Origin of the sequence: Jeotgalibacillus salarius, from assembly GCF_004405125.1 — a bacterium.
Taxonomy (GTDB): domain Bacteria; phylum Bacillota; class Bacilli; order Bacillales; family Jeotgalibacillaceae; genus Jeotgalibacillus; species Jeotgalibacillus salarius.
The window spans coordinates 121,918-145,270 of sequence record NZ_SORX01000001.1 but is presented as its reverse complement, the minus strand read 5'-3'; the positions used below and the strand labels follow the sequence as shown (position 1 = coordinate 145,270).

The 23,353-nt window shown below is 45.1% G+C and carries 23 protein-coding genes and 1 tRNA gene; 23 read left to right on the top strand and 1 reads right to left on the bottom strand.

The genetic code is table 11. The features are described from left to right. The first annotated feature begins 34 nt into the window (after nucleotides 1-34). From hisD to E2626_RS00650, 13 genes are all read left to right on the top strand, one after another. Nucleotides 35-1,303: a histidinol dehydrogenase gene (hisD, locus tag E2626_RS00710; protein ID WP_134378610.1), complete on the top strand. Its 1,269-nt coding sequence runs from the start codon at nucleotides 35-37 to the stop codon at nucleotides 1,301-1,303. A 560-nt stretch (nucleotides 1,304-1,863) separates the two neighbouring features. Further along, entirely contained in the window at nucleotides 1,864-2,454 is a 591-nt protein-coding gene (gene hisB / locus E2626_RS00705) for an imidazoleglycerol-phosphate dehydratase HisB (protein ID WP_134378608.1), read from the top strand. Further along, nucleotides 2,455-3,090, top strand: a complete 636-nt coding sequence (gene hisH, locus E2626_RS00700) for an imidazole glycerol phosphate synthase subunit HisH (protein WP_134378606.1) — start codon at nucleotides 2,455-2,457, stop codon at nucleotides 3,088-3,090. Then, on the top strand, nucleotides 3,087-3,815 hold the full coding sequence (gene hisA / locus E2626_RS00695; protein WP_134378604.1) for a 1-(5-phosphoribosyl)-5-[(5-phosphoribosylamino)methylideneamino]imidazole-4-carboxamide isomerase: 729 nt from the start codon (nucleotides 3,087-3,089) through the stop codon (nucleotides 3,813-3,815). The genes hisH and hisA overlap by 4 nt, the downstream gene beginning before the upstream one ends. After that, nucleotides 3,815-4,573 (top strand): imidazole glycerol phosphate synthase subunit HisF, encoded by a 759-nt coding sequence (gene hisF / locus E2626_RS00690; RefSeq protein WP_134378602.1) that lies wholly within the window; start codon nucleotides 3,815-3,817, stop codon nucleotides 4,571-4,573. The genes hisA and hisF overlap by 1 nt, the downstream gene beginning before the upstream one ends. Next, complete coding sequence (gene hisIE, locus E2626_RS00685; RefSeq protein WP_134378600.1) at nucleotides 4,570-5,202, top strand: bifunctional phosphoribosyl-AMP cyclohydrolase/phosphoribosyl-ATP diphosphatase HisIE; 633 nt, start codon at nucleotides 4,570-4,572, stop codon at nucleotides 5,200-5,202. The genes hisF and hisIE overlap by 4 nt, the downstream gene beginning before the upstream one ends. A gap of 940 nt (nucleotides 5,203-6,142) precedes the next feature. After that, on the top strand, nucleotides 6,143-7,591 hold the full coding sequence (locus E2626_RS00680) for a tetratricopeptide repeat protein (RefSeq protein WP_134378598.1): 1,449 nt from the start codon (nucleotides 6,143-6,145) through the stop codon (nucleotides 7,589-7,591). An 85-nt stretch (nucleotides 7,592-7,676) separates the two neighbouring features. After that, nucleotides 7,677-8,627: a thioredoxin-disulfide reductase gene (gene trxB / locus E2626_RS00675; RefSeq protein ID WP_134378596.1), complete on the top strand. Its 951-nt coding sequence runs from the start codon at nucleotides 7,677-7,679 to the stop codon at nucleotides 8,625-8,627. A 697-nt stretch (nucleotides 8,628-9,324) separates the two neighbouring features. Continuing rightward, nucleotides 9,325-9,783, top strand: a complete 459-nt coding sequence (locus E2626_RS00670) for an NUDIX hydrolase (RefSeq protein ID WP_134378594.1) — start codon at nucleotides 9,325-9,327, stop codon at nucleotides 9,781-9,783. A 14-nt stretch (nucleotides 9,784-9,797) separates the two neighbouring features. Then, entirely contained in the window at nucleotides 9,798-10,682 is an 885-nt protein-coding gene (gene rapZ / locus E2626_RS00665) for an RNase adapter RapZ (protein ID WP_134378592.1), read from the top strand. Continuing rightward, nucleotides 10,679-11,659 (top strand): gluconeogenesis factor YvcK family protein, encoded by a 981-nt coding sequence (locus tag E2626_RS00660; protein WP_134378590.1) that lies wholly within the window; start codon nucleotides 10,679-10,681, stop codon nucleotides 11,657-11,659. The genes rapZ and E2626_RS00660 overlap by 4 nt, the downstream gene beginning before the upstream one ends. A gap of 29 nt (nucleotides 11,660-11,688) precedes the next feature. Further along, nucleotides 11,689-12,636 (top strand): DNA-binding protein WhiA, encoded by a 948-nt coding sequence (whiA, locus tag E2626_RS00655; RefSeq protein ID WP_134378588.1) that lies wholly within the window; start codon nucleotides 11,689-11,691, stop codon nucleotides 12,634-12,636. Between the two features lie 21 nt (nucleotides 12,637-12,657). After that, nucleotides 12,658-12,915, top strand: coding sequence for an HPr family phosphocarrier protein (locus E2626_RS00650; RefSeq protein ID WP_134378586.1), 258 nt, complete (start codon nucleotides 12,658-12,660; stop codon nucleotides 12,913-12,915). A 367-nt stretch (nucleotides 12,916-13,282) separates the two neighbouring features. On the opposite strand, the gene E2626_RS00645 is transcribed toward E2626_RS00650, so the two are convergent. Next, nucleotides 13,283-13,354, bottom strand: a tRNA-Arg gene (locus E2626_RS00645). 225 nt (nucleotides 13,355-13,579) lie between these two features. Here E2626_RS00645 and clpP point away from each other — a divergent pair. The 10 genes from clpP to E2626_RS00595 all read left to right on the top strand — a co-directional run bounded on the left by clpP (nucleotide 13,580) and on the right by E2626_RS00595 (nucleotide 23,339). After that, nucleotides 13,580-14,182 carry an ATP-dependent Clp endopeptidase proteolytic subunit ClpP gene (gene clpP, locus E2626_RS00640; protein WP_134378584.1) on the top strand — a complete coding sequence of 201 codons (603 nt, stop codon included), beginning with the start codon at nucleotides 13,580-13,582 and terminating at the stop codon, nucleotides 14,180-14,182. A 251-nt stretch (nucleotides 14,183-14,433) separates the two neighbouring features. Beyond that, complete coding sequence (locus tag E2626_RS00635) at nucleotides 14,434-14,673, top strand: glutaredoxin family protein (protein WP_134379297.1); 240 nt, start codon at nucleotides 14,434-14,436, stop codon at nucleotides 14,671-14,673. Between the two features lie 181 nt (nucleotides 14,674-14,854). Continuing rightward, entirely contained in the window at nucleotides 14,855-15,880 is a 1,026-nt protein-coding gene (locus tag E2626_RS00630; protein WP_134378582.1) for a sugar-binding transcriptional regulator, read from the top strand. A gap of 55 nt (nucleotides 15,881-15,935) precedes the next feature. Further along, the gene (gap, locus tag E2626_RS00625) at nucleotides 15,936-16,946 is read left to right on the top strand and encodes a type I glyceraldehyde-3-phosphate dehydrogenase (RefSeq protein ID WP_134378580.1); all 1,011 of its coding nucleotides are present in this window, start codon (nucleotides 15,936-15,938) and stop codon (nucleotides 16,944-16,946) included. A 141-nt stretch (nucleotides 16,947-17,087) separates the two neighbouring features. Next, complete coding sequence (locus E2626_RS00620) at nucleotides 17,088-18,272, top strand: phosphoglycerate kinase (RefSeq protein WP_134378578.1); 1,185 nt, start codon at nucleotides 17,088-17,090, stop codon at nucleotides 18,270-18,272. Nucleotides 18,273-18,293: 21 nt separating this feature from the next. Beyond that, entirely contained in the window at nucleotides 18,294-19,055 is a 762-nt protein-coding gene (gene tpiA / locus E2626_RS00615; protein ID WP_134378576.1) for a triose-phosphate isomerase, read from the top strand. Further along, the gene (gene gpmI, locus E2626_RS00610) at nucleotides 19,048-20,580 is read left to right on the top strand and encodes a 2,3-bisphosphoglycerate-independent phosphoglycerate mutase (protein ID WP_134378574.1); all 1,533 of its coding nucleotides are present in this window, start codon (nucleotides 19,048-19,050) and stop codon (nucleotides 20,578-20,580) included. The genes tpiA and gpmI overlap by 8 nt, the downstream gene beginning before the upstream one ends. A gap of 484 nt (nucleotides 20,581-21,064) precedes the next feature. Then, nucleotides 21,065-22,360 (top strand): phosphopyruvate hydratase, encoded by a 1,296-nt coding sequence (eno, locus tag E2626_RS00605; RefSeq protein ID WP_134378572.1) that lies wholly within the window; start codon nucleotides 21,065-21,067, stop codon nucleotides 22,358-22,360. Nucleotides 22,361-22,536: 176 nt separating this feature from the next. Beyond that, nucleotides 22,537-22,974, top strand: coding sequence for a cell wall hydrolase (locus E2626_RS00600; RefSeq protein ID WP_134378570.1), 438 nt, complete (start codon nucleotides 22,537-22,539; stop codon nucleotides 22,972-22,974). A 215-nt stretch (nucleotides 22,975-23,189) separates the two neighbouring features. Continuing rightward, nucleotides 23,190-23,339 carry a DUF1540 domain-containing protein gene (locus E2626_RS00595; protein ID WP_134378568.1) on the top strand — a complete coding sequence of 50 codons (150 nt, stop codon included), beginning with the start codon at nucleotides 23,190-23,192 and terminating at the stop codon, nucleotides 23,337-23,339. The last annotated feature ends 14 nt before the right edge of the window (nucleotides 23,340-23,353 follow it).

Genomic DNA, 23,353 nt, shown 5'->3' with positions numbered 1-23,353 from the left:
ATCCCATCTTGCTAAGAGAAAGGAATTATTTAGAATGGACATTCGTTTTTTAAATGAAAGCAAAATTCCGCGTCAGTCGCTTGATCAGGGTACTGAAGCGCAGCGGAAGAGTGTGCAGGACATAATTGCAGCAGTAAAAGAAAAGGGTGACGAGGCTGTCCGCTTTTACACTGCGCAGTTTGACGGTGTGAAGCTTGAGTCATTGAAAGTAACGGATGGTGAAGTGGACGAAGCACTTCGGGAGCTTGATGAAGAATTGCTGTCGATTTTACAGGAAGCTGCAAATAACATCCGTTCTTTTCATGAAAAGCAGGTTCAGCAGTCCTGGATGACGACTGAAGAAAATGGAACGATTCTCGGGCAAAAGGTCACTGCGCTCGATGCAGCGGGTATTTATGTGCCAGGCGGGACTGCCGCTTATCCTTCTTCTGTCCTGATGAATGCGATTCCGGCCCAGGTTGCAGGCGTGAAACGGATTGTCATGGTGACACCACCCGGTAAAGACGGTAAAGTGCCGGCGGGTGTTTTAGCCGCGGCGCGTCTTGCGGGCGTTAGGGATATTTATAAAATTGGTGGCGCTCAGGCAGTTGCAGCGCTTGCTTATGGTACTGAATCAATTGAACCGGTTGATAAAATTACAGGCCCAGGGAATATTTTCGTCGCACTCGCAAAACGAGAAGTGTTTGGTACGGTTGATATTGATATGATTGCCGGACCGAGTGATGTGACTGTGCTTGCTGATGATACTGCTTTTGCACATGAAGTGGCAGCTGATCTTTTATCACAGGCAGAGCACGGTGAACTGTCACAGGCCAACCTCGTGACAACTTCAAAAGAGCTTGCTGAAGCTGTGCAAAGAGAAGTGGAGTCACAGTTACATGAACTTCCAAGACATGATATGGCACGTGTAGCCATTGAAGAACACAGTGCAATTTATGTGGCAGGGTCAGTTGATGAAGCAGTAGAAGCGGTCAATCAAATTGCGCCTGAGCATCTCGAAGTACAAATGGAAAACGGTATGGAACTGATCGGGAAAATCCGTCATGCCGGCGCCATTTTCGTAGGCCGTTACAGCTCAGAGCCGATCGGTGATTACTTTGCCGGACCTAACCACACACTGCCAACGAGCGGAACAGCACGTTTCTCAAGCCCGCTGTCAGTAGATGACTTCGTGAAAAAGTCCAGCATTATTTCGTACAGTAAAGCTGCCTTCGACGAACATGGCAGCAAGGTTGCCAAATTTGCCAGACTCGAAGGACTCGAAGCCCACGCACGTGCGATTGAGGCTAGGGGTAAAAACTAAAAACTTTTTAAGAACCGCTGAGCCTTCGAAGGACTGCGCTTTCCTGCCCCCGGGCGGTGAGCCTCCTCAGCTTTGCTTGCGGGGTCTCACCTGTCCCTTCCTGAGGCGGGAGTCTCCGTCCTCCGAAGGCTCAGCTGGATTAGATATTAGCATGATTAAATACTATTGATGTTAAGAAGAGGACATTTCACTACGCTTCTCTTCAAATCCACAGCGGTGATCGCAGTGGAAGGTGGTGACTCTAGCGTGAGAAAAGTGTCTGGCGCGGGAGTTGACGTTCTCCGAAAGCTGAGCTGGAGTGGTATTAATTTTTATTTTCAATCGCAGAATGTGATTTTGCTTCATATGAATGTCCATCAATATACCTGCACAGCTGATGATTGGAGCGTAAGGGGGCGACTCCAGCAGGAGAAGCCGGATAGGTGAGACCCCGCAGGCGCTTGCGCCGAGGAGGCTCACCGCCGGCCCTGCGGAAAGCGTCCCCCTGGAGCTCCAATCATCAGCCCACTTTAACAGAGCTACTAAAATATCTGATGTATACATACAAAGGAGTGTCCAAAATGACTGAACGTAAAGCTTCATTGAAAAGAAAAACGAACGAAACCAATATATCGCTCTCACTGAACATTGACGGTGAAGGCACAAGTGACATTCAGACAGACGTTCCGTTCATGACCCATATGCTCGACCTGTTCACAAAACACGGTCACTTCGATCTGACAGTTGAAGGGCGCGGCGATGTGGACATTGACGGTCACCATACAACTGAGGATATCGGCATTGTGCTCGGTCAGGCCCTGCTTGAGGCACTTGGTGATAAAAAGGGAATCAAGCGTTACGGCAATGCATTCGTACCAATGGACGAGGCGCTTGCGCAGGTAACGGTTGATTTGAGTAACCGCCCTCATTTAGTGATGAATGCAGACTTTCCTGCAGCGCGCGTAGGAGATTTTGATGTGGAACTGGTGCATGAATTTTTATGGAAGCTGGCCATTGAAGCGCGAATGAATCTTCATGTGAATGTTCATTACGGTTTCAACACGCATCATATGATTGAAGCAGTATTTAAAGCGCTTGGACGGGCTCTTGATGAAGCGACTCAGATTGATCCCCGTGTAAAAGGTGTGCCATCTACGAAAGGGATGTTGTAAATGATCGGAATTGTCGATTATGGAATGGGCAATCTTTTCAGCGTCAGTAAAGCGCTCGAGCGGATTGGTGTTCCATATATAATCAGTGATAAAAAAGAGCAGCTTGATAAGACAGACGGACTGATTCTGCCCGGTGTTGGCGCTTTTCGCGATGCAATGAAGCTGCTTGATGAGACGAACCTTTCTGAGTTTATAATAGAACAGGCTGATAAAGGTAAACCAATTTTAGGAATCTGCCTTGGAATGCAGCTTTTATTTGACGAAAGTGAAGAGAACGGCGTTTTTAAAGGGCTCGGTCTTTTAAAAGGAAAAGCAGTCCTGTTTCCAGGTGAGTCAAATGGCGAACGCTATAAGGTTCCGCATATGGGATGGAATAAACTGAAGTTTCATCAGGATTCACCGCTGACTGCTGAAGTACATGCAGATCACGTGTACTTTGTTCACTCTTACTTCATTACGGGTGAAGAGCGTGATGCGCTGGTTGCCTCGTCCGATTATTTTGAAGAGGTGCCGGCAGTGGTTGGAAAAGGAAATGTATTCGGCATGCAGTTTCACCCTGAAAAAAGCGGTGATTTAGGTATGGCACTATTGAAAAATTATACACAGTACGTACAAAATACGGAGGTGGAAGTATGAGTTTCACAGTCTATCCGGCAATTGATATGAGAGGCGGAAAGTGTGTTCGTCTAACACAGGGAGATTATGCTCAGGAAACGATCTATGGTGATTCACCTTTTGATATGGCAAAGCAGTTTGTGGATGAGGGTGCCGAATGGATTCACATGGTTGACCTTGACGGTGCAAAGGACGGCAAACGTGTAAATGACGTATTTGTTGAACGTGTTGTAAAAGAACTGCCAGCACGTGTTCAGGTAGGTGGCGGAATACGTACAGAAGAAGACGTGGTACACTACCTTGATCAGGGTGTTGACCGTGTGATTATCGGAAGTCTTGCAGTCACAAACCCTGCTTTAGTGAAAGAGTGGCTGAAGAAATATGGCAGCCGCATTGCAATCGGTCTCGATGCAAAAGACGGTTTCGTGGCCACGCACGGCTGGATTGAAACGTCTGAATTAAAAGCAGTTGACCTTGGAAAAGAGCTTGCAGAAGCCGGCGCTGAAACGTTTATTTTTACAGACATCGCAACTGACGGCATGCTGAGCGGTCCAAATGTTGATGCAGTTGTTGAACTTGCTGAATGCACTGGCGCTGAAGTGATTGCTTCTGGCGGCGTCAGCTCCCTTGAAGACCTGCGCACGCTTCAGGCAGTGTCAGGAATCGGAGTTGCAGGTGCGATTGTCGGTAAAGCAATTTACACGAATAAATTTACCGTGAAACAGGCGATAGAGGAGACATCGTAATGCTGACAAAACGGATTATTCCATGCCTTGATGTGAAAGAGGGCCGTGTGGTAAAAGGGATTCAGTTTGTTGAGCTGAGAGATGCAGGTGATCCGGTTGAGCTTGCCCGCGCATACGATCAGCAAGGTGCAGACGAGCTTGTCTTCCTTGATATTTCAGCTTCACACGAAGGTCGTAAAACAATGGTGGATGTTGTGCAGGGTGTCGCTGCAGAGCTCGCCATTCCATTTACAGTGGGTGGCGGTATCAATGCACTTGAAGATATGAAGAGAATTCTGCGCGCCGGTGCTGACAAAGTTTCGTTAAATACAGCAGCCGTACTGAGGCCTGAATTGATTCGTGAAGGTGCTGAATATTTTGGCACGCAGTGTATCGTTGTTGCGATTGACGCGAAATGGGATGAGGAAGCCGGTACGTGGCGTGTTTATACACATGGCGGCAGAAAGTCGACTGATAAGCTTGTGATTGATTGGGTGAAAGAAGCTGCGTCACTTGGAGCAGGGGAAATACTTCTGACTTCGATGGACCGTGATGGTGAAAAGTCAGGCTTTAATATCGCACTGACAAAAGCGGTTAGTGAAGCAGTCAATATTCCGGTGATCGCTTCAGGCGGCGCTGGTGGCAGTGAACATTTTACTGAAGTATTTACTGAAGGAAAAGCAGATGCGGCTCTTGCTGCTTCAATTTTCCACTATGAAGAAACGAGTGTAAAAGAAGTAAAAGCACATTTAAAAAATGAAGGAGTGAATGTAAGATGACCATTGATACAGCGAACATTCGCTTCGATGAAAAAGGGTTAATTCCTGCAGTTGTGCAGGATGCTTTAACAGGAGAAGTACTGACAGTTGCGTATATGAATGAAGAATCATTTAAGAAATCAGCTGAAACAGGAGAAACGTGGTTCTACAGCCGTTCGCGCCAGGAGCTTTGGCATAAAGGTGCGACGAGCGGTAACACGCAACGAATTGTGGACATGACGCTTGACTGTGATGGCGATTCACTCGTTGTCCGGGTTAAGCCTGAAGGACCGGCATGTCACACAGGCGCACGTTCATGCTTTAACGAAAAAGTATTTGACTCCGGTGAAAAAGTTGCCGGCACACAGATTCTGTCAGTGCTTGAACAACTGATTGCTGAACGTGACGCGGAACGTCCTGCAGATGCTTATACAACGTACTTGTTTGAAGAAGGCGTTGACAAGATCCTGAAAAAGGTCGGGGAAGAGTCGGCAGAAGTCATTATTGCAGCGAAAAACCGCGATAAAGAAGAACTGAAATGGGAAACGGCTGATCTGCTGTATCACACGCTCGTTCTCCTGCGTGAGCAGAAGCTGCCGCTTGAAGATGTGATGAGTGTACTTGAAGAGCGTCACCATAAACCGAAATAATTGCTGCACCCGACTCCTTAAATGGAGCGGGTGTTTTTTAGTGCGTTTGGGTTGGGGCTGTTTTTTAAATAGTGGTAGCAATCCGGCCATGACTTGTGGCGATCCACCAGGCAACTTGTAGCAATCAGCAGCTGAAGTGGTCGCGATCATGTTTTTATGATGTTATATTCGCCCCAAACGTAGTTGCACGACACCCACTTGATGCCTTTGAGAAACTAATGTCCTGTTTCCGAAGTGCACGAAGAGCGGCTTCGCTGTGCCCGGGCATCGGATGCACAGTTTCGCGTGTTGAGTGTCCAGTTTTGGCCGGTGAGTGCATGATACACCCGGCACGAGTGCACAACATCCGGGCGCGGATGCACAAACCACACAATCCGATGTCCGACTCGCGCTCTCTGGTTGTTCACTCCGCCCGCTTGATGCCCTTGAGAAACTAATGTCCCGTTTCTGAAGTGCACGAAGAGCGGCTTCGCTGTGCTTGGGCATCGGATGCACAGTATCGCGTGCTGAGTGTACAGTTTTGGCCGATGAGTGCATGACACGCCCGGGTTGGGTGCACAACATCCGGCCGCGGATGCACAAACCACACAATCCGGTGTCCGATACGCGCTCTCTAGTTGTTCACTCCGCCCGCTTGATGCCTTTGAGAAACTAAGGTCCTGTTTCCGAAGTGCACGCAGAGCGGCTTCGCTGTGCCCAGGCATCGGATGTACAGTTTCGCGTGCTGAGTGCACAGTTTTGGCCGATGAGTGCACGACACGCCCGGCACGAGTGCACAACATCCGGGATTGAGTGCACAACCTGCCATATTGGATGTCCTAATCCGCACACCCTCCGCACTCCTGCCGATCTTCTGCAAAAATCGTGGAGTTCATCCCCTTTTCACACTCTTCAATCCGTGCTAGAATTGATTAGTTAATACAATGTACGGAGGCTATACATGAAAAAAGGATCGGATCACCAAAGAGGAAAACTTGTGCCATTTACCCAGACTGGAGAAAGTCTGTATAAAAGAGGAATGGCCATTTATCAAAAAGGTCAGCTGGAGAAAGCTGTGAAATATTTAGGCAGAGCAGCTGAGCTTGAGCCGGAAGAGCCAATGATTGCACTGCAGATTGCGATGATTGAAACGGAACTGGGACATTTTCAGGATTCCAATGACCGTCTGGAGAAAATTGCTAAGTCGACCGATCCGTCAATGACAGAAATTCACTATTTCATGGCGAATAATTATGCACATCTGGGACTGTTTCAGGAAGCGTACCGTCATGTGAATGCATATTTAGATGATCAGCCTGATGGGGAGTTTTCAGAGGATGCTGAAGATCTTCTTGAACTGCTTCAGTTTGAAGAAGATGATGATGTTGAAGAAGGATTCGAACAGGATGAGCTGATCATTCATCAGGAAAAAGCGGGGAAACTGCTAGCCGACGGTCAGTTTAATGAAGCGATAGAAGTACTCGAAGGCGTCGTTGAACGCTTTCCGGATTACTGGTCTGCTTATAATAATCTGGCGCTTGCGTATTTTTATCAGGGTGAGACAGAGCAGGCTTCTGCTATTTTGTCTGAAGTGCTCAGTAAAAATCCGGGGAACTTGCACGCTTTGTGTAATTTAGCGGTATTTTATCATTATGAAGGGCGCGATCAGGAATTAAAGGAGCTTGTGACTGCTCTTGAAACGGTAAGGCCGTTCCTGATCGAACACCGGTTCAAACTTGGCGCAACGTTTGCTTTATTGGGGCGTCATGAACAAGCTTACGGATGGCTTAAAAGCCTTGCGAAAAAAGGGTTCGAAGGTGATGGTGGTTTTTACTACTGGCTTTCACACTCCGCCTGGCATTCCGGTCACAAAAAAGCTGCAGAGGATGCATGGAAACGTGTCATGGAAGATCAGCCTGAGAAAAAAGGGCAGGAACCATGGAACCGTGCAACAACACGCAACGATGAAAAGTTAAAAACATTTTATCCCGAAGAGCGGATGTTTATCCTTTTTAAAGATATTCAGGAATCAGACAGTATTTTGAAAGAAGCACCTCCAGCGTATTTTACACAGGTTGAAAAAGACTATTATGACATGCTTAAGTCTGATGAACCGGTTGACTCGCCCCTGAGCAGAGCGCACAGTGTGGCAGGAGAGCTGATGAAACACTTTGATCTCAAAGAGAAGACGCATCAGGGATTATTTTATATGTGGTTCCACATTGTTTATCACGCGTCTGTTGAGGGCTATCCATTTAAAAATGTAGAAGCGCTTGCGGGAGCGGCTGAATATTTATGGCGCAATGTAAGAGGGACGAATCTCCCCCAAAAAGAAATTGCAGCCAAATACGGCGTATCACCGGGTACACTCGCAAAATACCGTGGTGAAATCGATCGTTTTCTACCATAGGCAGATAATTGGACGATTTTTAAACCTTGAATTACGATATATTATGAAATTAAACTTATGAACTCATCAAAAGGAGTGTCATTTCATGACTGAAGAAAAAATCTATGATGTGATTATTATTGGCGCAGGTCCTGCAGGGATGACAGCTGCTGTTTATACGTCAAGAGCGAATCTTTCTACTCTGATGCTTGAGCGCGGAGTACCTGGCGGCCAAATGGCGAATACAGAAGACGTTGAAAACTATCCGGGATTTGACCATATACTTGGACCGGATCTTTCTAATAAAATGTTCGAGCACGCAAAGAAATTCGGTGCTGAATATGCATATGGTGACGTTAAAAGCATTGAAGACGGCAACGACTACAAGACAATCAAAACTAGTTCCAAGGAATTCAAGGCACGTGCAGTGTTAATTACGACAGGTGCTGAATACAAAAAACTTGGCGTGCCGGGTGAAAAAGAACTTGGCGGCCGCGGTGTATCTTACTGTGCGGTATGTGACGGTGCATTCTTTAAAGGAAAAGACCTTGTCGTAGTAGGCGGCGGTGATTCTGCTGTTGAAGAGGGTGTGTATCTGACACGCTTTGCAAACAAGGTAACAATTGTTCACCGCAGAGAAGAACTGCGCGCGCAGAAAATCCTCCAGCAGCGGGCATTTGATAATGAAAAGATTGATTTTATCTGGAATACCACAGTAAAAGAAATCAATGAAAAAGATGGTAAAGTCGGTTCTGTAACGCTTGTATCAACTGAAGATGGATCAGAAAATGAATTCGCGGCAGACGGCGCATTCATTTATATCGGAATGGTGCCACTGACGAAGCCGTTTGAAGGTCTTAATATCTTAAACGATGAAGGCTATATTGAAACGGATGAAAAAATGCAGACAAATGTACCAGGCATTTTTGCAGCTGGTGATGTGCGTGACAAGACACTGCGTCAAATCGTTACAGCAACCGGCGACGGCAGTGTAGCTTCACAGGCAATCCAGCATTATGTTGAAGAGCTTGCTGAGTCAATGAAGGTAAAGTCTTAATTAAATGATGGTCTATAACAACCGCTGGTGATTTCCACGGAGGACTGCGCTTTCCTGCCCCCGGGCGGTGAGCCCCTGCACGCTTCGCATGCACGGTCTCACCTGTCCCTTTTCTGGGGCGGGAGTCTCCGTCCATCGTTCCAATCACCAGCTTTATTTATTTTAAAACGAGATAAAAATTCTTCAAAAACATTAATATTACATTTAATACAGTGAATTAAGTAACTGATCTTCTGAATAGTAAGGTTACGTTTTAAAATTTTATTTTTGAATTTGCACTGAGTTGATCGAAGCGGAAGGTGGTGACTCCAACGCGATAAGCCGGACAGGTGAGACCCCGCAGGCGCGAAGCGATGAGGAGGCTCACCGCCGGCCGCGTGGAAAGCATCCCCCTGAAGCGGAAATCAACAGCCACCTTAGATAAAGATAATTTCAATAACCAAATCTTTATCTAATCGTTACCAAACTGTAATGGCTATGCAACAATTAGTGGGTATAGTAAGACCATAAGTAATTGACCCCCTTTTACTATATATTTTTTGGCACGGACCCCGAATAGGTCCGTGCCCTTTTTTTGTTTTCATACAGAAAAGGAGATTTGCATACAGATAGAGAAGGAGTCGGTACGGCTTCATTGTGAGAGCCTTTGAAACCATGTATAATGAAATGAATGAGCTAAAAATGAGCAGGTGATAAAATGCAAAGAATTACAAATTGTGTCTATATAAAAGATAATCAGGCGCTGCTTCTCCAAAAGCCGAGAAGAGACTGGTGGGTAGCTCCGGGCGGTAAGATGGAGCCGGGGGAGTCAATCAGAGATGCCTGTATTAGAGAATACAGAGAAGAAACAGGTTTTTATGTAAAAAATCCTGAAATTAAAGGAATTTTTACGTTTATTATTAAAGAAGGTAATGAAGTGATTTCAGAGTGGATGATGTTTACGTTTCTGGCAACAGATGCTGATGGTCTTCTTCTGGATGAGTCGCCGGAAGGTATTCTACAGTGGCAGCCTGTTGAAGCGGTTCAGTCACTTGATATGGCTGAAGGAGACCGGCATATTCTTGAGTATGTGATTCATGGCCAGGGCGTTATATATGGCACATTCACATATACAAAGGATTTTGAGCTTCTATCTTATCGTCTGGATCCAAGCTGAGAGGGAGTGTCATGATGTCAACAGATATGGAATTAGTGATTATTACAGGGATGTCGGGAGCAGGAAAAACAGTCGCCATTCAAAGTTTCGAAGATCTGGGTTTTTTCTGTGTAGATAATCTGCCTCCCACTTTACTGCCTAAGTTTCTTGAACTGATGAAAGAATCAGGGGATAAGATGAACCGTGTGGCAGTGGTCATGGATTTAAGAGGGCGTGAATTTTTTGACTCACTTTTTCAGGCACTGGATCGATTTGATAAAGATGAACTGCTGAAGCCCCGCATTCTCTTTTTAGAAGCAGATGATCAGGCACTTGTGAGACGATACAAAGAAACACGCCGTTCCCATCCACTGGCACCTGAAGGGCTGCCGATGGATGGTATTAAGCAGGAAAGACTGCTTTTGGCAGAGCTTAAAGGACGTGCGCAGACCATTTACAATACGTCGAATTTAAAACCGAGAGAGCTGCGCGAGAAAATTCTCCAGGAGTTTTCGGTGAACAAGCAGTCTTTATTTACAGTGAACGTCATGTCTTTTGGGTTCAAACATGGACTTCCAATTGATGCTGACCTGGTATTTGATGTGAGATTCCTTCCGAATCCGCATTATATTGATCATATGAGAGCCCAGACAGGCCTGGATGAAGAAGTATCTGAGTATGTAATGAAATGGACAGAGACAAAAAAGTTTTTAGAAAAAACGGTTGATCTGCTGCAGTTCATGCTTCCACATTACAAACGTGAAGGCAAAAGTCAGCTTGTGATTGCAATCGGCTGTACAGGCGGTCAACACCGTTCTGTAGCGCTGACTGAACAAATCGCACGCGCATTTGCCAAAGACTATCATACTCAGATTACCCACCGCGATATTCATAAAAAGCAAGGATTGCCTAAGACATGACTACTCCGAAAAGCAACGGTAAAGTTGTCGTGATCGGTGGCGGAACAGGCCTGTCTGTTCTGCTCCGCGGGCTGAAGCACCACCCGCTGGATCTTACGGCAATTGTAACCGTAGCGGATGATGGAGGCAGCTCGGGAAGAATCAGGGACGACCTGAAAATTCCGCCTCCAGGAGATATTAGAAATGTAATTGCAGCATTGTCTGATGTTGAACCGCTGGTAGAAGAGATGTTTCAGTACAGATTTGCGAGCAAAAACGAATTAAGTGGTCATTCACTGGGGAACTTAATCATTGCAGCAATGGCTTCAATTACCGGTGATTTTGCACACGGTATAGAGGAAATGAGCAAAGTGCTGAATGTCAGAGGGCGTGTGCTTCCATCTGCCAATCAGAGCATTGTACTTTCAGCTGAAATGGAAGATGGCACAATTATTAAAGGTGAATCGAAAATTCCATTCAGCGGTAAGAAAATTAGCCGCGTGTTTTTATCCCCTAAGCATGTGGAAGCACTTCCGAAGGCTGTTGAAGCAATAGAGGAAGCAGATATGATTATTATAGGACCGGGCTCCCTGTACACGAGCATTTTGCCCAACCTTCTTGTAGAAGAAATCGGCAGTGCCGTATTAAAGAGCAGTGCGCCGAAGGTTTATATTTGCAACCTGATGACACAGGCCGGTGAAACACTGAATTATACAGCCTCACAGCATGTTGAAGCGATTTATCAGCACATGGGAGAACAATTTATGGACTATGTGCTCGTTAATAATGAAGACGTTCCGGCAGAGATCCGTTCACTTTATGATAAAGAAATGGCGGAGCCGGTAAAATTTGATGTGGATCGGTTAAAAGGACTCGGACTTCAAGTGGTTTATGATAAAATAATTATTAATCGCGAAGGACTTATACGACATGATACAGATCGTGTCGCAGAAATTGTTGTTCGCTTAATGACTGGTTCAACAGATCAGTTCGCGTAGTTAGAGAAAGAGGGAGGCGGAAAAGACAAATGTCGTTTGCGTCAGAAACGAAAAAAGAACTCACCCAGATTGAGGCAAATGAATGCTGTTCAAAAGCGGAGCTCGCTGCGCTGATTAGAATGAATGGATCGCTGTCTTTTTCAAACAAAGTTTTAGTGGTGAATATACAAACAGAAAATGCGGCAATTGCCCGCAGAATTTATACTTTAATAAAGAAAAGTTACACGGTTCAGGTTGAGTTACTGGTCCGCAAAAAAATGCGTCTGAAGAAAAATAATGTATATATCGTAAGAATCGTGGAACAGGCACGTGCGATCCTGGAAGATCTCAATATACTCGGTGAAGGCTTCCGCCTGAATCACAATATTTCACCAGCGACAATCGGTAAAAAGTGCTGCCAGCGTGCATACCTGAGAGGTGCATTTCTCGCGGGTGGATCTGTCAATAATCCGGAAACGTCGTCTTACCATCTTGAAATCTTTACACTGTATGAAGAGCATAACGATTCGCTGGCTAATCTGATGAACCAGTTTGATTTGAACAGTAAAACAATAGAGCGGAAAAAAGGCTTTATCACTTATTTAAAAGAAGCTGAGAAAATCACCGAATTTTTCAGCCTGATTGGTGCTCACCAGGCACTTCTCAGATTTGAGGACGTGCGGATCGTCAGAGATATGAGGAACTCGGTGAATCGCCTTGTGAACTGTGAAACAGCCAACCTGAACAAAACAATCGGTGCAGCGCTTCGCCAGGTTGAAAACATCCGTTTTATTGAACGTACGGCGGGCCTTAGTGTTTTACCAGACAAGCTGCGGGAAATTGCAGAACTCAGAGTGGCTTATCAGGACGTGACATTGAAAGAACTTGGAGAAATGGTTTCCGGCGGCGCTGTCAGCAAGTCCGGTATTAATCACCGTCTAAGAAAAATTGATCAGATTGCTGAAAAATTACGTAAGAATGAAATGGTAGGAAATTAATTTGAGACAGGGGGAGATCAGATGCAGCAAAAAGAGGTAACGGTAAAGTTGAAAAATGGATTGCAGGCACGTCCTGCATCCATGTTTGTTCAGGAAGCTACAAAGTTTCAATCAGATGTGTATATTCAAAAAGAAAACAAGAAAGTAAACGCCAAGAGTATTATGGGCTTGATGAGTCTTGCGCTCAGTACCGGTGAAAGCTTTACACTTATTACAGATGGCGCTGACGAAGACGCTGCAATGCAAACGCTTGCAGCATATGTAGAAGAAGCGAACTAACGAGGACCCTTTTCGGTTTATTGCCGGGGAGGGATTTTTCACCTTAAAAAGCTGTGAGTGGAGAGATGGTAACGGTCGATTACAGTGAAAAGACGGTCACTGAGCCTGATATGACGGTCGAGATGTGTGGAAACGACGATCGAGGGGCTGGGTACGACGGTCAGCGGAGCGGAAACGACGATCACGGGGCAGAATACGACTGTCGCCGGCGCGAATAGCACGCTCACCAGTACATATACGCACATCAATCCGGGTGTATCGCTACTTCTCCAGAAGATATTGCAACATTTAAAATAATAAAAGAGCATATGCTTTTAAGTGCAATTAAAAAAGCCGACCACTCATCAGAGTGATCGGCCAGGCTTAGCGCCCTCGAAGGGAATCGAACCCCTATCTCAAGAACCGGAATCTTGCGTCATATCCATTAAACTACGAGGGCATGGTTTAACGATGCTTTTCTATTATAATAAAGGAGTTTTAGGATTGCAAGAGAAGTTTTATAAGGTAAGAAGATGGTTTAGACTTGTTAATTAGGCACTCAGATGGGTATGATGAAAGGAAGAAAGAATAAGTCATTTTGTTTGACCTTGTTTGACCTTCATTGTAAGATGACAGTACATATTGATGCAACACAACCACTAGATTGTTAAAGGAGGATTTTTAAATGAACTTAATTCCAACAGTAATTGAACAGACTAACCGCGGTGAGCGTGCGTATGATATTTATTCACGTTTGCTGAAAGACCGTATTGTTATGCTCGGCAGTGGAATTGATGATAACGTTGCGAATTCAATCGTATCACAGCTGCTATTCTTAGAAGCTGACAATCCTGATAAAGATATCTACCTTTACATTAACAGCCCGGGTGGAAGTATCACAGCGGGTATGGCAATTTACGATACAATGCAATTCATTAAGCCGAAAGTACACACGATCTGCATCGGTATGGCAGCATCAATGGGTGCATTCCTTCTAGCTGCAGGCGAAAAGGGTCACCGCTACGCACTTCCTAACGCTGAAGTAATGATCCACCAGCCACTTGGCGGCGCACAGGGACAGGCAACTGAAATTGATATTGCTGCTAAGCGTATCCTGTTCCTTCGTGAAAAGCTGAATAAGATTCTTGCTGAGCGCACTGGTCAGGATTACGAAACAATCTCTAAAGACACTGACCGTGATAACTTCATGACAGCAGAGCGCGCGCTTGAATATGGTCTTGTTGACCAGATCATGGATCGCAACAAGCTTGCTGAAGATGGTAAATAATTAATGCGATTAGCCGGTCTCTCTAAATGGGGGATCGGTTTTTTGTATTGATAAATTGTGGGCTGGGGTCGTATCTGCGGTGTTAGTTGTACTTATCTCAGCAGTTGTGGTCGTGATCTCACTTTACGTGGTACAAACACACGGCGTGTTGGTATTAAGCCCCGTGCGTGTCGGTACTAATCCAAGTTTCAGTTGTCCATCACCCTTTTTTCCAATTATAATAAAATCTATCAAACCCCGAGGTGAACCAAATGATTGTACACTACTACACACGCAAAAACTGCGGCTTATGTGATGAAGGAAAGTTAATGCTTGAGCTTGCGCAGGAAGATCACGGCTTTGAAATAGAAGAACGTGATATTGATACGTCTGACGAATGGACAGAGAAGTATGGACTGATGATTCCGGTAGTGGAGGCAGATGGTGAGATCATCCAGGCCGGACGGATAGATTTTGTGACAATAAGTAAACGTTTTCAAAAAAAGTCTTGACTTTATTTCTTGAAACGTTATAAGAACATTGCTATGATTAGAGATGTAGCAGGAATCTTTTTTTTGATCCGGATGGGACATAAAATGTCTATGTGGGACAAAAAATGACCAGGAACACTTCGATGTCAGGAATATCATTGCCCGGCTATGAAGTGCTTATTCACTAAAAAGGAGCTTTGATATGCCAAACATAATTGACATCCAAAAGCGTCTGGTGCCTGACCTGCTAGAGAAAATTCAATTGAAGTACCAGGTTTTAAGGTCTGTCAGGTTCTTGCAGCCTGTTGGCAGAAGAAGTCTTGCGCAGTCTCTTGGTATGACGGAGCGTGTATTAAGGAAAGAGGTCGAGCAGCTGAATGCTCAGGATCTTCTAACGATTCATTCTTCAGGCATGAGCCTGACAAGAGAAGGAATGGAAATCCTTATTCCGCTTGAACGCATGATCAATGAGATTTCGGGTATAACCTTAATGGAGCATTCATTAAAAGAAATGCTGAAAGTAAAAGAGGTTATGATTGTCCCGGGTGACAGTGACGATTCGCCATGGGTAAAGGAAGAGCTTGGCCGCGCAGCGATTCAAAGTATGAAGCCTTATATCGGCACAGACACAATCGTTGCAGTGACCGGCGGTACGACCATGTCTGCAGTTGCGGGCATGCTGACACCGGATTTTGCCACACCTGAAACTTTATTTGTTCCAGCGCGGGGCGGTATCGGTGAGGACGTACAAAATCAGGCGAATACAATCTGCTCGACAATGGCCATGAAATCCGGTGCAAAGCACAGAGTATTATATGTGCCTGACCAGGTCAGCCGGGAAGTGTACGAATCGATTACAAAAGAACCTGCCATTAAAGAAGTGATGTCACTTATTACTTCAGCAGATATCGTCCTTCACGGAATCGGTGATGCTTTTACAATGGCGAAACGCCGTCACACAACTGAAGAGCATTTCCATACGATTTCACACGGACAGGCTGTAGGCGAAGCATTTGGTTATTATTTTGACGTTGAGGGCAACATTGTCCACAAGGTGAAAACCATCGGACTTCAGCTGAAAGATCTGGGCAACGTACCTAATGTATTTGCTGTTGCCGGAGGACATTCCAAGGCACAGGCAATCCGCGCTTACTTTAAAGGAGCGCCTCAAACTTCTTCGACTCTGATTACAGATGAAGGAGCAGCAAAAGAGCTTTTGAAAGGCTAAGCCCTTTTAAAATATATAAAGCACCATCCCCAAACATCTTAAGGAGGAATTATTCATGACAGTGAAAATTGGAATTAACGGATTTGGACGTATCGGACGTAACGTATACCGTGCAGCACTTAACAACCCGGAAGTAGAGGTTGTAGCAGTAAACGACCTTACTGATGCTAATATGCTTGCACACCTTCTACAGTATGATTCAGTTCACGGCAAACTTGATCAGAAAGTAGAAGTTGATGGAGACGACAACCTTCTCATTGACGGTCAAAAAGTAAAAGTACTTGCTGAACGTGACCCTGCGAACCTTCCATGGGGCGAGCTTGGTGTTGAGATCGTAATCGAATCAACTGGTATCTTTACTAAAGGTGAAGCTGCTGCTAAGCACCTTGAAGGCGGAGCGAAGAAAGTTATCATCTCTGCACCAGCTAACGGTGAAGACCTTACAGTTGTTATGGGTGTTAACGAAGACAAGTATGACCCTGCTAGCCACAATGTTATTTCAAACGCTTCTTGTACAACGAACTGCCTTGCACCATATGCTAAGGTTCTTAACGACAAGTTCGGTATCAAGCGCGGTATGATGACGACAGTTCACTCATACACAAATGACCAGCAGATTCTTGACCTGCCACACAAAGACTACCGTCGTGCGCGTGCAGCTGCTGAAAACATCATCCCAACTTCAACTGGAGCTGCAAAAGCAGTATCTCTTGTACTTCCAGAACTTGAAGGCAAGCTGAACGGTATGGCTATGCGTGTACCAACGCCAAACGTATCACTAGTTGACCTTGTAGTTGAACTTGGTCAGAACGTAACAGCTGATGAAATCAATGCTGCACTTAAAGAAGCTGCAGAAGGCGACCTTAAAGGAATCCTTGCATACAGCGACGAGCCACTTGTATCAACTGACTACAATGGCAACACAAACTCTTCAATCGTAGATGGTCTTTCTACTATGGTTCTTGAAGACAACATGGTAAAAGTACTTTCTTGGTACGACAACGAAACTGGTTACTCAAACCGTTGCGTAGACTTAGCTGCTTACATGGCTAAAAAAGGACTGTAAGAAGTCCGGAATTTATAAAGAGTATGATTGGTCTTTCGACCGGTCATCCCTTATAATAAGAGGGTGAAATGGGGAGAGGGGAATGATCCCCACTCCCTTTTTTCATCTGCTTGCCAATCATTTGAAGGAGGCCTGTACTCAATGAACAAGAAAAGCGTAAAAGATGTTGATCTTAAAGGACAACGGGTATTCTGTCGCGTAGACTTTAACGTTCCAATGAAGGACGGCGAAGTATCAGATGATACACGCGTGCGCGCAGCACTTCCTACGATTAAGTTTTTAACAGAAGCTGGAGCTAAGGTGATTTTAGCTAGCCACCTTGGACGTCCAAAGGGTGAAGTTGTTGAAGAACTTCGTCTCGCGCCTGTTGCAAAGCACCTGTCTTCACTGATTGGAAAAGACGTGAAAACAGTTGATGAAGCATACGGTGAGAAAGCTGAAGCAGCAGTATCTTCTCTTGAGGAAGGGGACGTTCTCGTTCTTGAAAATGTGCGCTTCTATCCTGGTGAGGAAAAGAACGATGCTGAACTTGCGAAGCAGTTTGCAAGCCTTGCTGATGTGTATGTAAATGATGCATTCGGAGCAGCACACCGTGCACACGCTTCAACTGCAGGAATTGCAGAACATCTTCCGGCTGTATCAGGTCTGCTGATGGAGAAAGAGCTTGATGTATTAGGAAAAGCTTTATCTAATCCGGAGCGTCCGTTTACAGCAATTATTGGCGGAGCGAAAGTGAAAGATAAAATCGGTGTCATTGATCACCTTCTTGATAAAGTGGACAACCTGATTATTGGTGGCGGACTTGCTTACACATTCGTGAAGGCACAGGGTCATGAAGTTGGTAAGTCTCTTTTAGAAGAAGACAAGATTGATCTTGCCAAACAATTTATGAAAAAAGCAGAAGACAAAGGCGTGAAGTTCTATATGCCGGTCGATATCGTGGTAGCGGATGATTTCTCAAACGATGCCAATATTAAAGAAGTTTCAGTCGATGAAATCCCGTCAGACTGGGAAGGTCTTGATATCGGACCGAAAACACGCGAATTGTACCGAGACGTAATCCTTCAGTCTAAACTGGTTATCTGGAATGGACCTATGGGAGTATTTGAACTTGAATCATTTGCGAATGGTACAAAAGCTGTAGGACAGGCCCTTGCTGATGCACAGGATACATATTCTGTCATCGGTGGAGGAGACTCAGCAGCAGCAGTCGAGAAATTCGGCATGGCTGATCAGATGAGTCATATCTCAACAGGTGGCGGTGCCTCTCTTGAGTTTATGGAAGGGAAAGATCTTCCAGGCGTTGTCGCACTAAACGATAAGTAAACCAGGAAAGGATGTTTTAACATGCGTAAACCAATTATTGCAGGAAACTGGAAAATGAATAAAACAGCATCTGAAGCAAGAGCTTTTACTGAAGAAGTTGCTTCTAAAGTACCTTCAAATGAGAAGGTAGATGCTGTAATCTGTTCACCGGCACTATTTTTAGCACATCTGGTTGATTTAACTCATGACTCTGATGCTGCGATTGGTGCACAGAACATGCACTTCGAGGAAAATGGAGCATTTACAGGTGAAATCAGCCCTGTAGCTTTAAAAGACATTGGGGTACAATATGTCGTTCTTGGACACTCTGAACGCCGTGACATGTTCAATGAAACGGATGAATCAGTGAACAAGAAGACACATGCTGCTTTCAAGCACAGCCTTACACCGATCGTGTGTGTAGGTGAATCACTTGAACAGCGTGAAAACAATGAAACAAAAGACTTTGTCGGCGGACAGGTGAAGGCTGCACTTGAAGGATTATCTGAAGATCAGGTAAAACAGACAGTGATTGCATACGAGCCTATCTGGGCAATCGGCACTGGTAAATCTTCAACTGCAGAAGATGCGAATGAAGTATGTGCACACATCCGTTCAGTTGTTGCATCAGTTGTGTCACAAGAAGCTGCTGACGCAGTTCGTATTCAGTATGGCGGCAGCGTAAAACCTGCTAACATCGAAGAGTACATGGCACAGAGCGATATTGACGGAGCACTTGTCGGCGGTGCAAGCCTTGAAGCAGATTCATTCCTTGCACTTGTGGAGGCTGGCGCAAATGCGTAAAGCGCCAGTTGCTTTAATAATCCTTGATGGTTTTGCATTGCGGGCTGAATCTAAAGGAAATGCAGTTGCACAGTCAAAGAAACCTAATTTTGACCGTTACTGGGAAACCTTTCCCCATAATACACTGACAGCATGCGGTGAAGCTGTTGGACTTCCGGATGGGCAAATGGGTAACTCAGAAGTCGGTCACTTAAATATCGGCGCAGGGCGTACGGTATATCAGAATTTGACGCGCATTAACATTTCAATTCGTGACAAGGAGTTTCACTCTATCCCGGAATTCCTTCGTGCAGTTGATAATGCCAAGCGTCACAACAAAGCCCTTCACATCATGGGGCTGCTTTCTGACGGCGGCGTACACAGTCACTACGAACACCTCTTTGCATTGCTTGAACTTGCAAAAGAGTCAGGTTTGACTAAAGTGTATGTTCACGGATTTTTAGATGGACGCGACGTTGCTCCTTCATCTGGTCTTCAGTATATTGCGGATGCTGAAGCAAGAATGAAAGAGATCGGCGTTGGTGAGTTCGCTTCGATTTCCGGCCGTTATTATGCGATGGACCGTGACAACCGGTGGGAACGCGTTGAAAAGTCTTATCATGTGATGGTTGACGGTACTGGTCCTTCATTTAGTTCAGCTGAAGAAGGTGTTCAGGCATCATATAACGAAGAAGTGTATGATGAGTTTGTTATTCCATTTGTAGTTGAAAAAGACGGCGAACCTGTCGGCAGAATTGAAAGTCAGGATTCAGTTATTTTCTTCAACTTCCGGCCTGACCGTGCAATTCAAATGTCATCAGCTTTAACAAATCCTGATTTTAAAGGATTTGATCTTGGTCCGAACAAACCTGAAAATCTGCAATTCGTCAGCTTCACACATTACAGTGATAAAGTGCGTGCTGATGTTGCGTTTAAATCAGAGGATCTGAAAAACACAATCGGTGAAGTGCTTTCATCTCAGGGCCTTACGCAGCTGCGTATTGCTGAAACGGAAAAATTTCCTCACGTTACGTTCTTTATGAGCGGCGGCCGTGAAGAGAAATTCCCGGGCGAAGAGCGAATTCTGATTGATTCACCTAAAGTGGCTACGTACGATCTGAAGCCTGAAATGAGTGCATATGAAGTAACGGACGCGTTACTTGATGCAATCAATGAAGACCGATTTGATGCGATTCTGCTGAACTTTGCGAATCCGGATATGGTTGGTCACAGCGGTATGCTCGAGCCAACAATTAAAGCGATTGAAACTGTAGACGAATGTCTTGGCAAAATCGTTGATCTGATTCACGAAAAAGGTGGACATGCCATTATCACAGCAGACCATGGTAACTCTGATGAGGTAATAACTTCAGAAGATAAGCCGATGACTGCTCACACAACAAATCCTGTACCGGTGATTGTAACAAAGGAAGACGCGGAGCTTCGCGAAGGCGGAATGCTCGGCGACCTTGCACCGACTATGCTTGATTTAATGAAGGTTGAAAAGCCTGAAGAAATGACTGGTGAGTCACTTATTAAGAAGTAGTTGACTGCTGATAATCGCTGATCTGCGCTTCAGGCGGACGCTTTCCGGACGGTTGTTGCTGAGCCTCCTCGCCTTCGGCTGTGGGGTCTCAGCTTCCAACTAATCGTCCCGGAGTCGCCGCCTTCCGCTCCGATCAGCTGAGTAACACTTTCATAAAAGATACAGAGACTTTTCCGGACTTTGTATCAAGAATAAACCTATTTAAGTAAACAAGTTAATAAAGCAGTGTAACTTCCGGCCTGTAAATTAGCTTTTACTAACAAAATATTTGCACCTAGTTGATTGTAGCGGAAGGGGGGACGACTCCAGCAGGAGAAGCGTGACAGGTGAGACCCCGCAGACGCGCAGCGTCGAGGAGGTCCGATTGAACCGGAGCCAAAAGCGGCTCATGCGGAAAGCGTTCCCCCCTGGAGCGGAAATCAACGGCTCAAGTATTGAAATTAATTTATCCCGAAAAATCATTTAAAAGAGGAGAGATTTTAACATGCCATTTATCGTAGATGTATACGCACGTGAAGTAATCGATTCACGCGGTAATCCAACAGTAGAAGTTGAAGTTTACACTGAAGGCGGCGCATTTGGCCGTGCACTTGTACCATCAGGTGCTTCAACAGGTGAATATGAAGCAGTAGAACTTCGTGACGGTGACAAAGACCGTTACCTGGGTAAAGGTGTTCTTAAAGCAGTTGAGAACGTAAATAACGTAATCGCGCCAGAACTAATCGACAGCTATTCAGTACTTGACCAGGTATCAATCGACCATGCAATGATCGAGCTTGATGGCACTGAAAATAAAGGTAAATTAGGCGCAAACGCAATTCTTGGTGTTTCTATGGCAGTAGCACATGCTGCAGCTGACTACCTTGATGTACCACTTTATCAGTACCTTGGCGGATTCAACGCGAAGCAGCTTCCAGTTCCAATGATGAACATCCTTAACGGCGGAGAGCACGCTGATAATAACGTAGACATTCAGGAATTCATGGTTATGCCTGTAGGCGCTGAAACATTCCGTGAAGGACTTCGTATGGGTGCAGAAATTTTCCACTCACTAAAATCAGTTCTTAAAGACAAAGGTCTTAACACAGCTGTTGGTGACGAAGGTGGATTTGCTCCTGACCTTGGTTCAAATGAAGAAGCACTTTCTACAATTATTGAAGCAATTGAAAAAGCTGGTTACAAGCCGGGAGAACAAGTTCTTCTTGCAATGGACGTAGCGGCTTCTGAAATCTTCAATAAAGAAGATGGTAAATACCACCTCTCTGGAGAAGGCGTTGTGAAGTCTTCAGAAGAAATGGTTGACTGGTATGCAGAAATGGCTGACAAGTATCCAATCGTATCAATCGAGGATGGCCTTGATGAAAACGACTGGGACGGTTTCAAGCTGTTGACTGAAAAGATCGGTGATAAAGTTCAGCTTGTTGGTGACGATCTGTTCGTTACAAACACTGAAAAGCTATCACGCGGAATTGAGCAGGGAATTGGTAACTCAATCCTGATCAAAGTGAACCAGATTGGTACACTGACTGAAACATTTGATGCAATCGAAATGGCGAAGCGCGCAGGTTACACTGCTGTTATCTCTCACCGTTCTGGTGAAACAGAAGATGCAACAATCGCTGATATCGCAGTTGCAACAAATGCTGGTCAAATCAAGACTGGTGCTCCATCACGTACAGACCGTGTTGCGAAATACAATCAGCTTCTTCGTATCGAAGATCAGCTGGCTGCAACTGGACAGTACCTTGGCGTTAAAACTTTCTATAACTTAAACAAATAACAACGAATCCTCTCTGCTGTCATGGCAGGGGGGATTTTTTTGCGGTACAGTAGGACGGTGTCCACTGATAGGTTTGTGTAATGATTCTAAATGCAGCACCTACACCTTCCCCGGTGAGCCCCCGATAATGACATCTTTCAAAGCCTTTTTCATACAATGATGTAGAGGTGAAGATTGTGACGAGAGTTAAACATACGAGTAAGGATATTGATTTAATTGCAAGGATGATGAGGGCAGAAGCTGAGGGTGAAGGGAAATTAGGAATGCTGATGGTTGGGAATGTCATAATCAACCGAGCAGTAGCGGATTGTCTGGATTTCAGAGACGTCAGAAATATAAACGATGTGATTTTTCAAATCCAGGGTGGAAATTATTCTTTTGAAGCAGTGCAAAAAGGTAATCTATTCTATAGTCCTGCAAGAGATTTAGAGAGAGAGTTAGCGCGGCGGGTGGTGAAGTCCTGGAGGCAGCACCCTTCTAAATACGCGCTTTGGTATTTTAATCCTTATGCGCCTTGCCCTCCAACGTGGTATGGTCAGCCGTTTGCGGGACAATTTAAACTTCATTGTTATTACGAACCGCAGGCGAATACTTGTGACAGTGTCTATAGATAGCTACATCTTAAGTGTATTTGATAGATCCTCCCGCAGATAAAAGCAGGGAGGGTTTTTAAATGTTTAGAAAAGAGGGGGACGGATATAATAGATATAACCGAAAAGTAAACTGAATAAAAATAATATTCAGTTTACTTTTCGGTTTTTTGTTAGATATTATTAGAATATGAATGCCATGGCAGTATTTGATTCTCCAAAAGAAGGAGGGGCTTTTGATGGAACAAATGATTATGTGCGAAGTGAACAGCTGCAAATTTAACAAAGAAGGTGTCAGATGCGGTGCGCCTAAGATTCATGTAGCACCACATAAAGGACGTGCGGATTCGAGTGATGAAACAGACTGTAAGACATACGAGCATGTATAAAAAAAGCGGCTGCC

Bases quoted from the DNA above. Each gene is read 5' to 3' on its own strand.
- hisF (WP_134378602.1), top strand. From the start codon at position 3,815: ATGCTGACAAAACGGATTATTCCATGCCTTGATGTGAAAGAGGGCCGT.
- E2626_RS00635 (WP_134379297.1), top strand. From the start codon at position 14,434: ATGATTGTACACTACTACACACGCAAAAACTGCGGCTTATGTGATGAA.
- E2626_RS00630 (WP_134378582.1), top strand. From the start codon at position 14,855: ATGCCAAACATAATTGACATCCAAAAGCGTCTGGTGCCTGACCTGCTA.
- E2626_RS00660 (WP_134378590.1), top strand. From the start codon at position 10,679: ATGACTACTCCGAAAAGCAACGGTAAAGTTGTCGTGATCGGTGGCGGA.
- gap (WP_134378580.1), top strand. From the start codon at position 15,936: ATGACAGTGAAAATTGGAATTAACGGATTTGGACGTATCGGACGTAAC.
- E2626_RS00595 (WP_134378568.1), top strand. From the start codon at position 23,190: ATGGAACAAATGATTATGTGCGAAGTGAACAGCTGCAAATTTAACAAA.
- E2626_RS00670 (WP_134378594.1), top strand. From the start codon at position 9,325: ATGCAAAGAATTACAAATTGTGTCTATATAAAAGATAATCAGGCGCTG.
- hisA (WP_134378604.1), top strand. From the start codon at position 3,087: ATGAGTTTCACAGTCTATCCGGCAATTGATATGAGAGGCGGAAAGTGT.
- gpmI (WP_134378574.1), top strand. From the start codon at position 19,048: ATGCGTAAAGCGCCAGTTGCTTTAATAATCCTTGATGGTTTTGCATTG.
- E2626_RS00620 (WP_134378578.1), top strand. From the start codon at position 17,088: ATGAACAAGAAAAGCGTAAAAGATGTTGATCTTAAAGGACAACGGGTA.
- hisH (WP_134378606.1), top strand. From the start codon at position 2,455: ATGATCGGAATTGTCGATTATGGAATGGGCAATCTTTTCAGCGTCAGT.
- E2626_RS00680 (WP_134378598.1), top strand. From the start codon at position 6,143: ATGAAAAAAGGATCGGATCACCAAAGAGGAAAACTTGTGCCATTTACC.
- hisD (WP_134378610.1), top strand. From the start codon at position 35: ATGGACATTCGTTTTTTAAATGAAAGCAAAATTCCGCGTCAGTCGCTT.
- hisIE (WP_134378600.1), top strand. From the start codon at position 4,570: ATGACCATTGATACAGCGAACATTCGCTTCGATGAAAAAGGGTTAATT.
- eno (WP_134378572.1), top strand. From the start codon at position 21,065: ATGCCATTTATCGTAGATGTATACGCACGTGAAGTAATCGATTCACGC.
- rapZ (WP_134378592.1), top strand. From the start codon at position 9,798: ATGTCAACAGATATGGAATTAGTGATTATTACAGGGATGTCGGGAGCA.
- clpP (WP_134378584.1), top strand. From the start codon at position 13,580: ATGAACTTAATTCCAACAGTAATTGAACAGACTAACCGCGGTGAGCGT.
- whiA (WP_134378588.1), top strand. From the start codon at position 11,689: ATGTCGTTTGCGTCAGAAACGAAAAAAGAACTCACCCAGATTGAGGCA.
- E2626_RS00650 (WP_134378586.1), top strand. From the start codon at position 12,658: ATGCAGCAAAAAGAGGTAACGGTAAAGTTGAAAAATGGATTGCAGGCA.
- tpiA (WP_134378576.1), top strand. From the start codon at position 18,294: ATGCGTAAACCAATTATTGCAGGAAACTGGAAAATGAATAAAACAGCA.
- hisB (WP_134378608.1), top strand. From the start codon at position 1,864: ATGACTGAACGTAAAGCTTCATTGAAAAGAAAAACGAACGAAACCAAT.
- trxB (WP_134378596.1), top strand. From the start codon at position 7,677: ATGACTGAAGAAAAAATCTATGATGTGATTATTATTGGCGCAGGTCCT.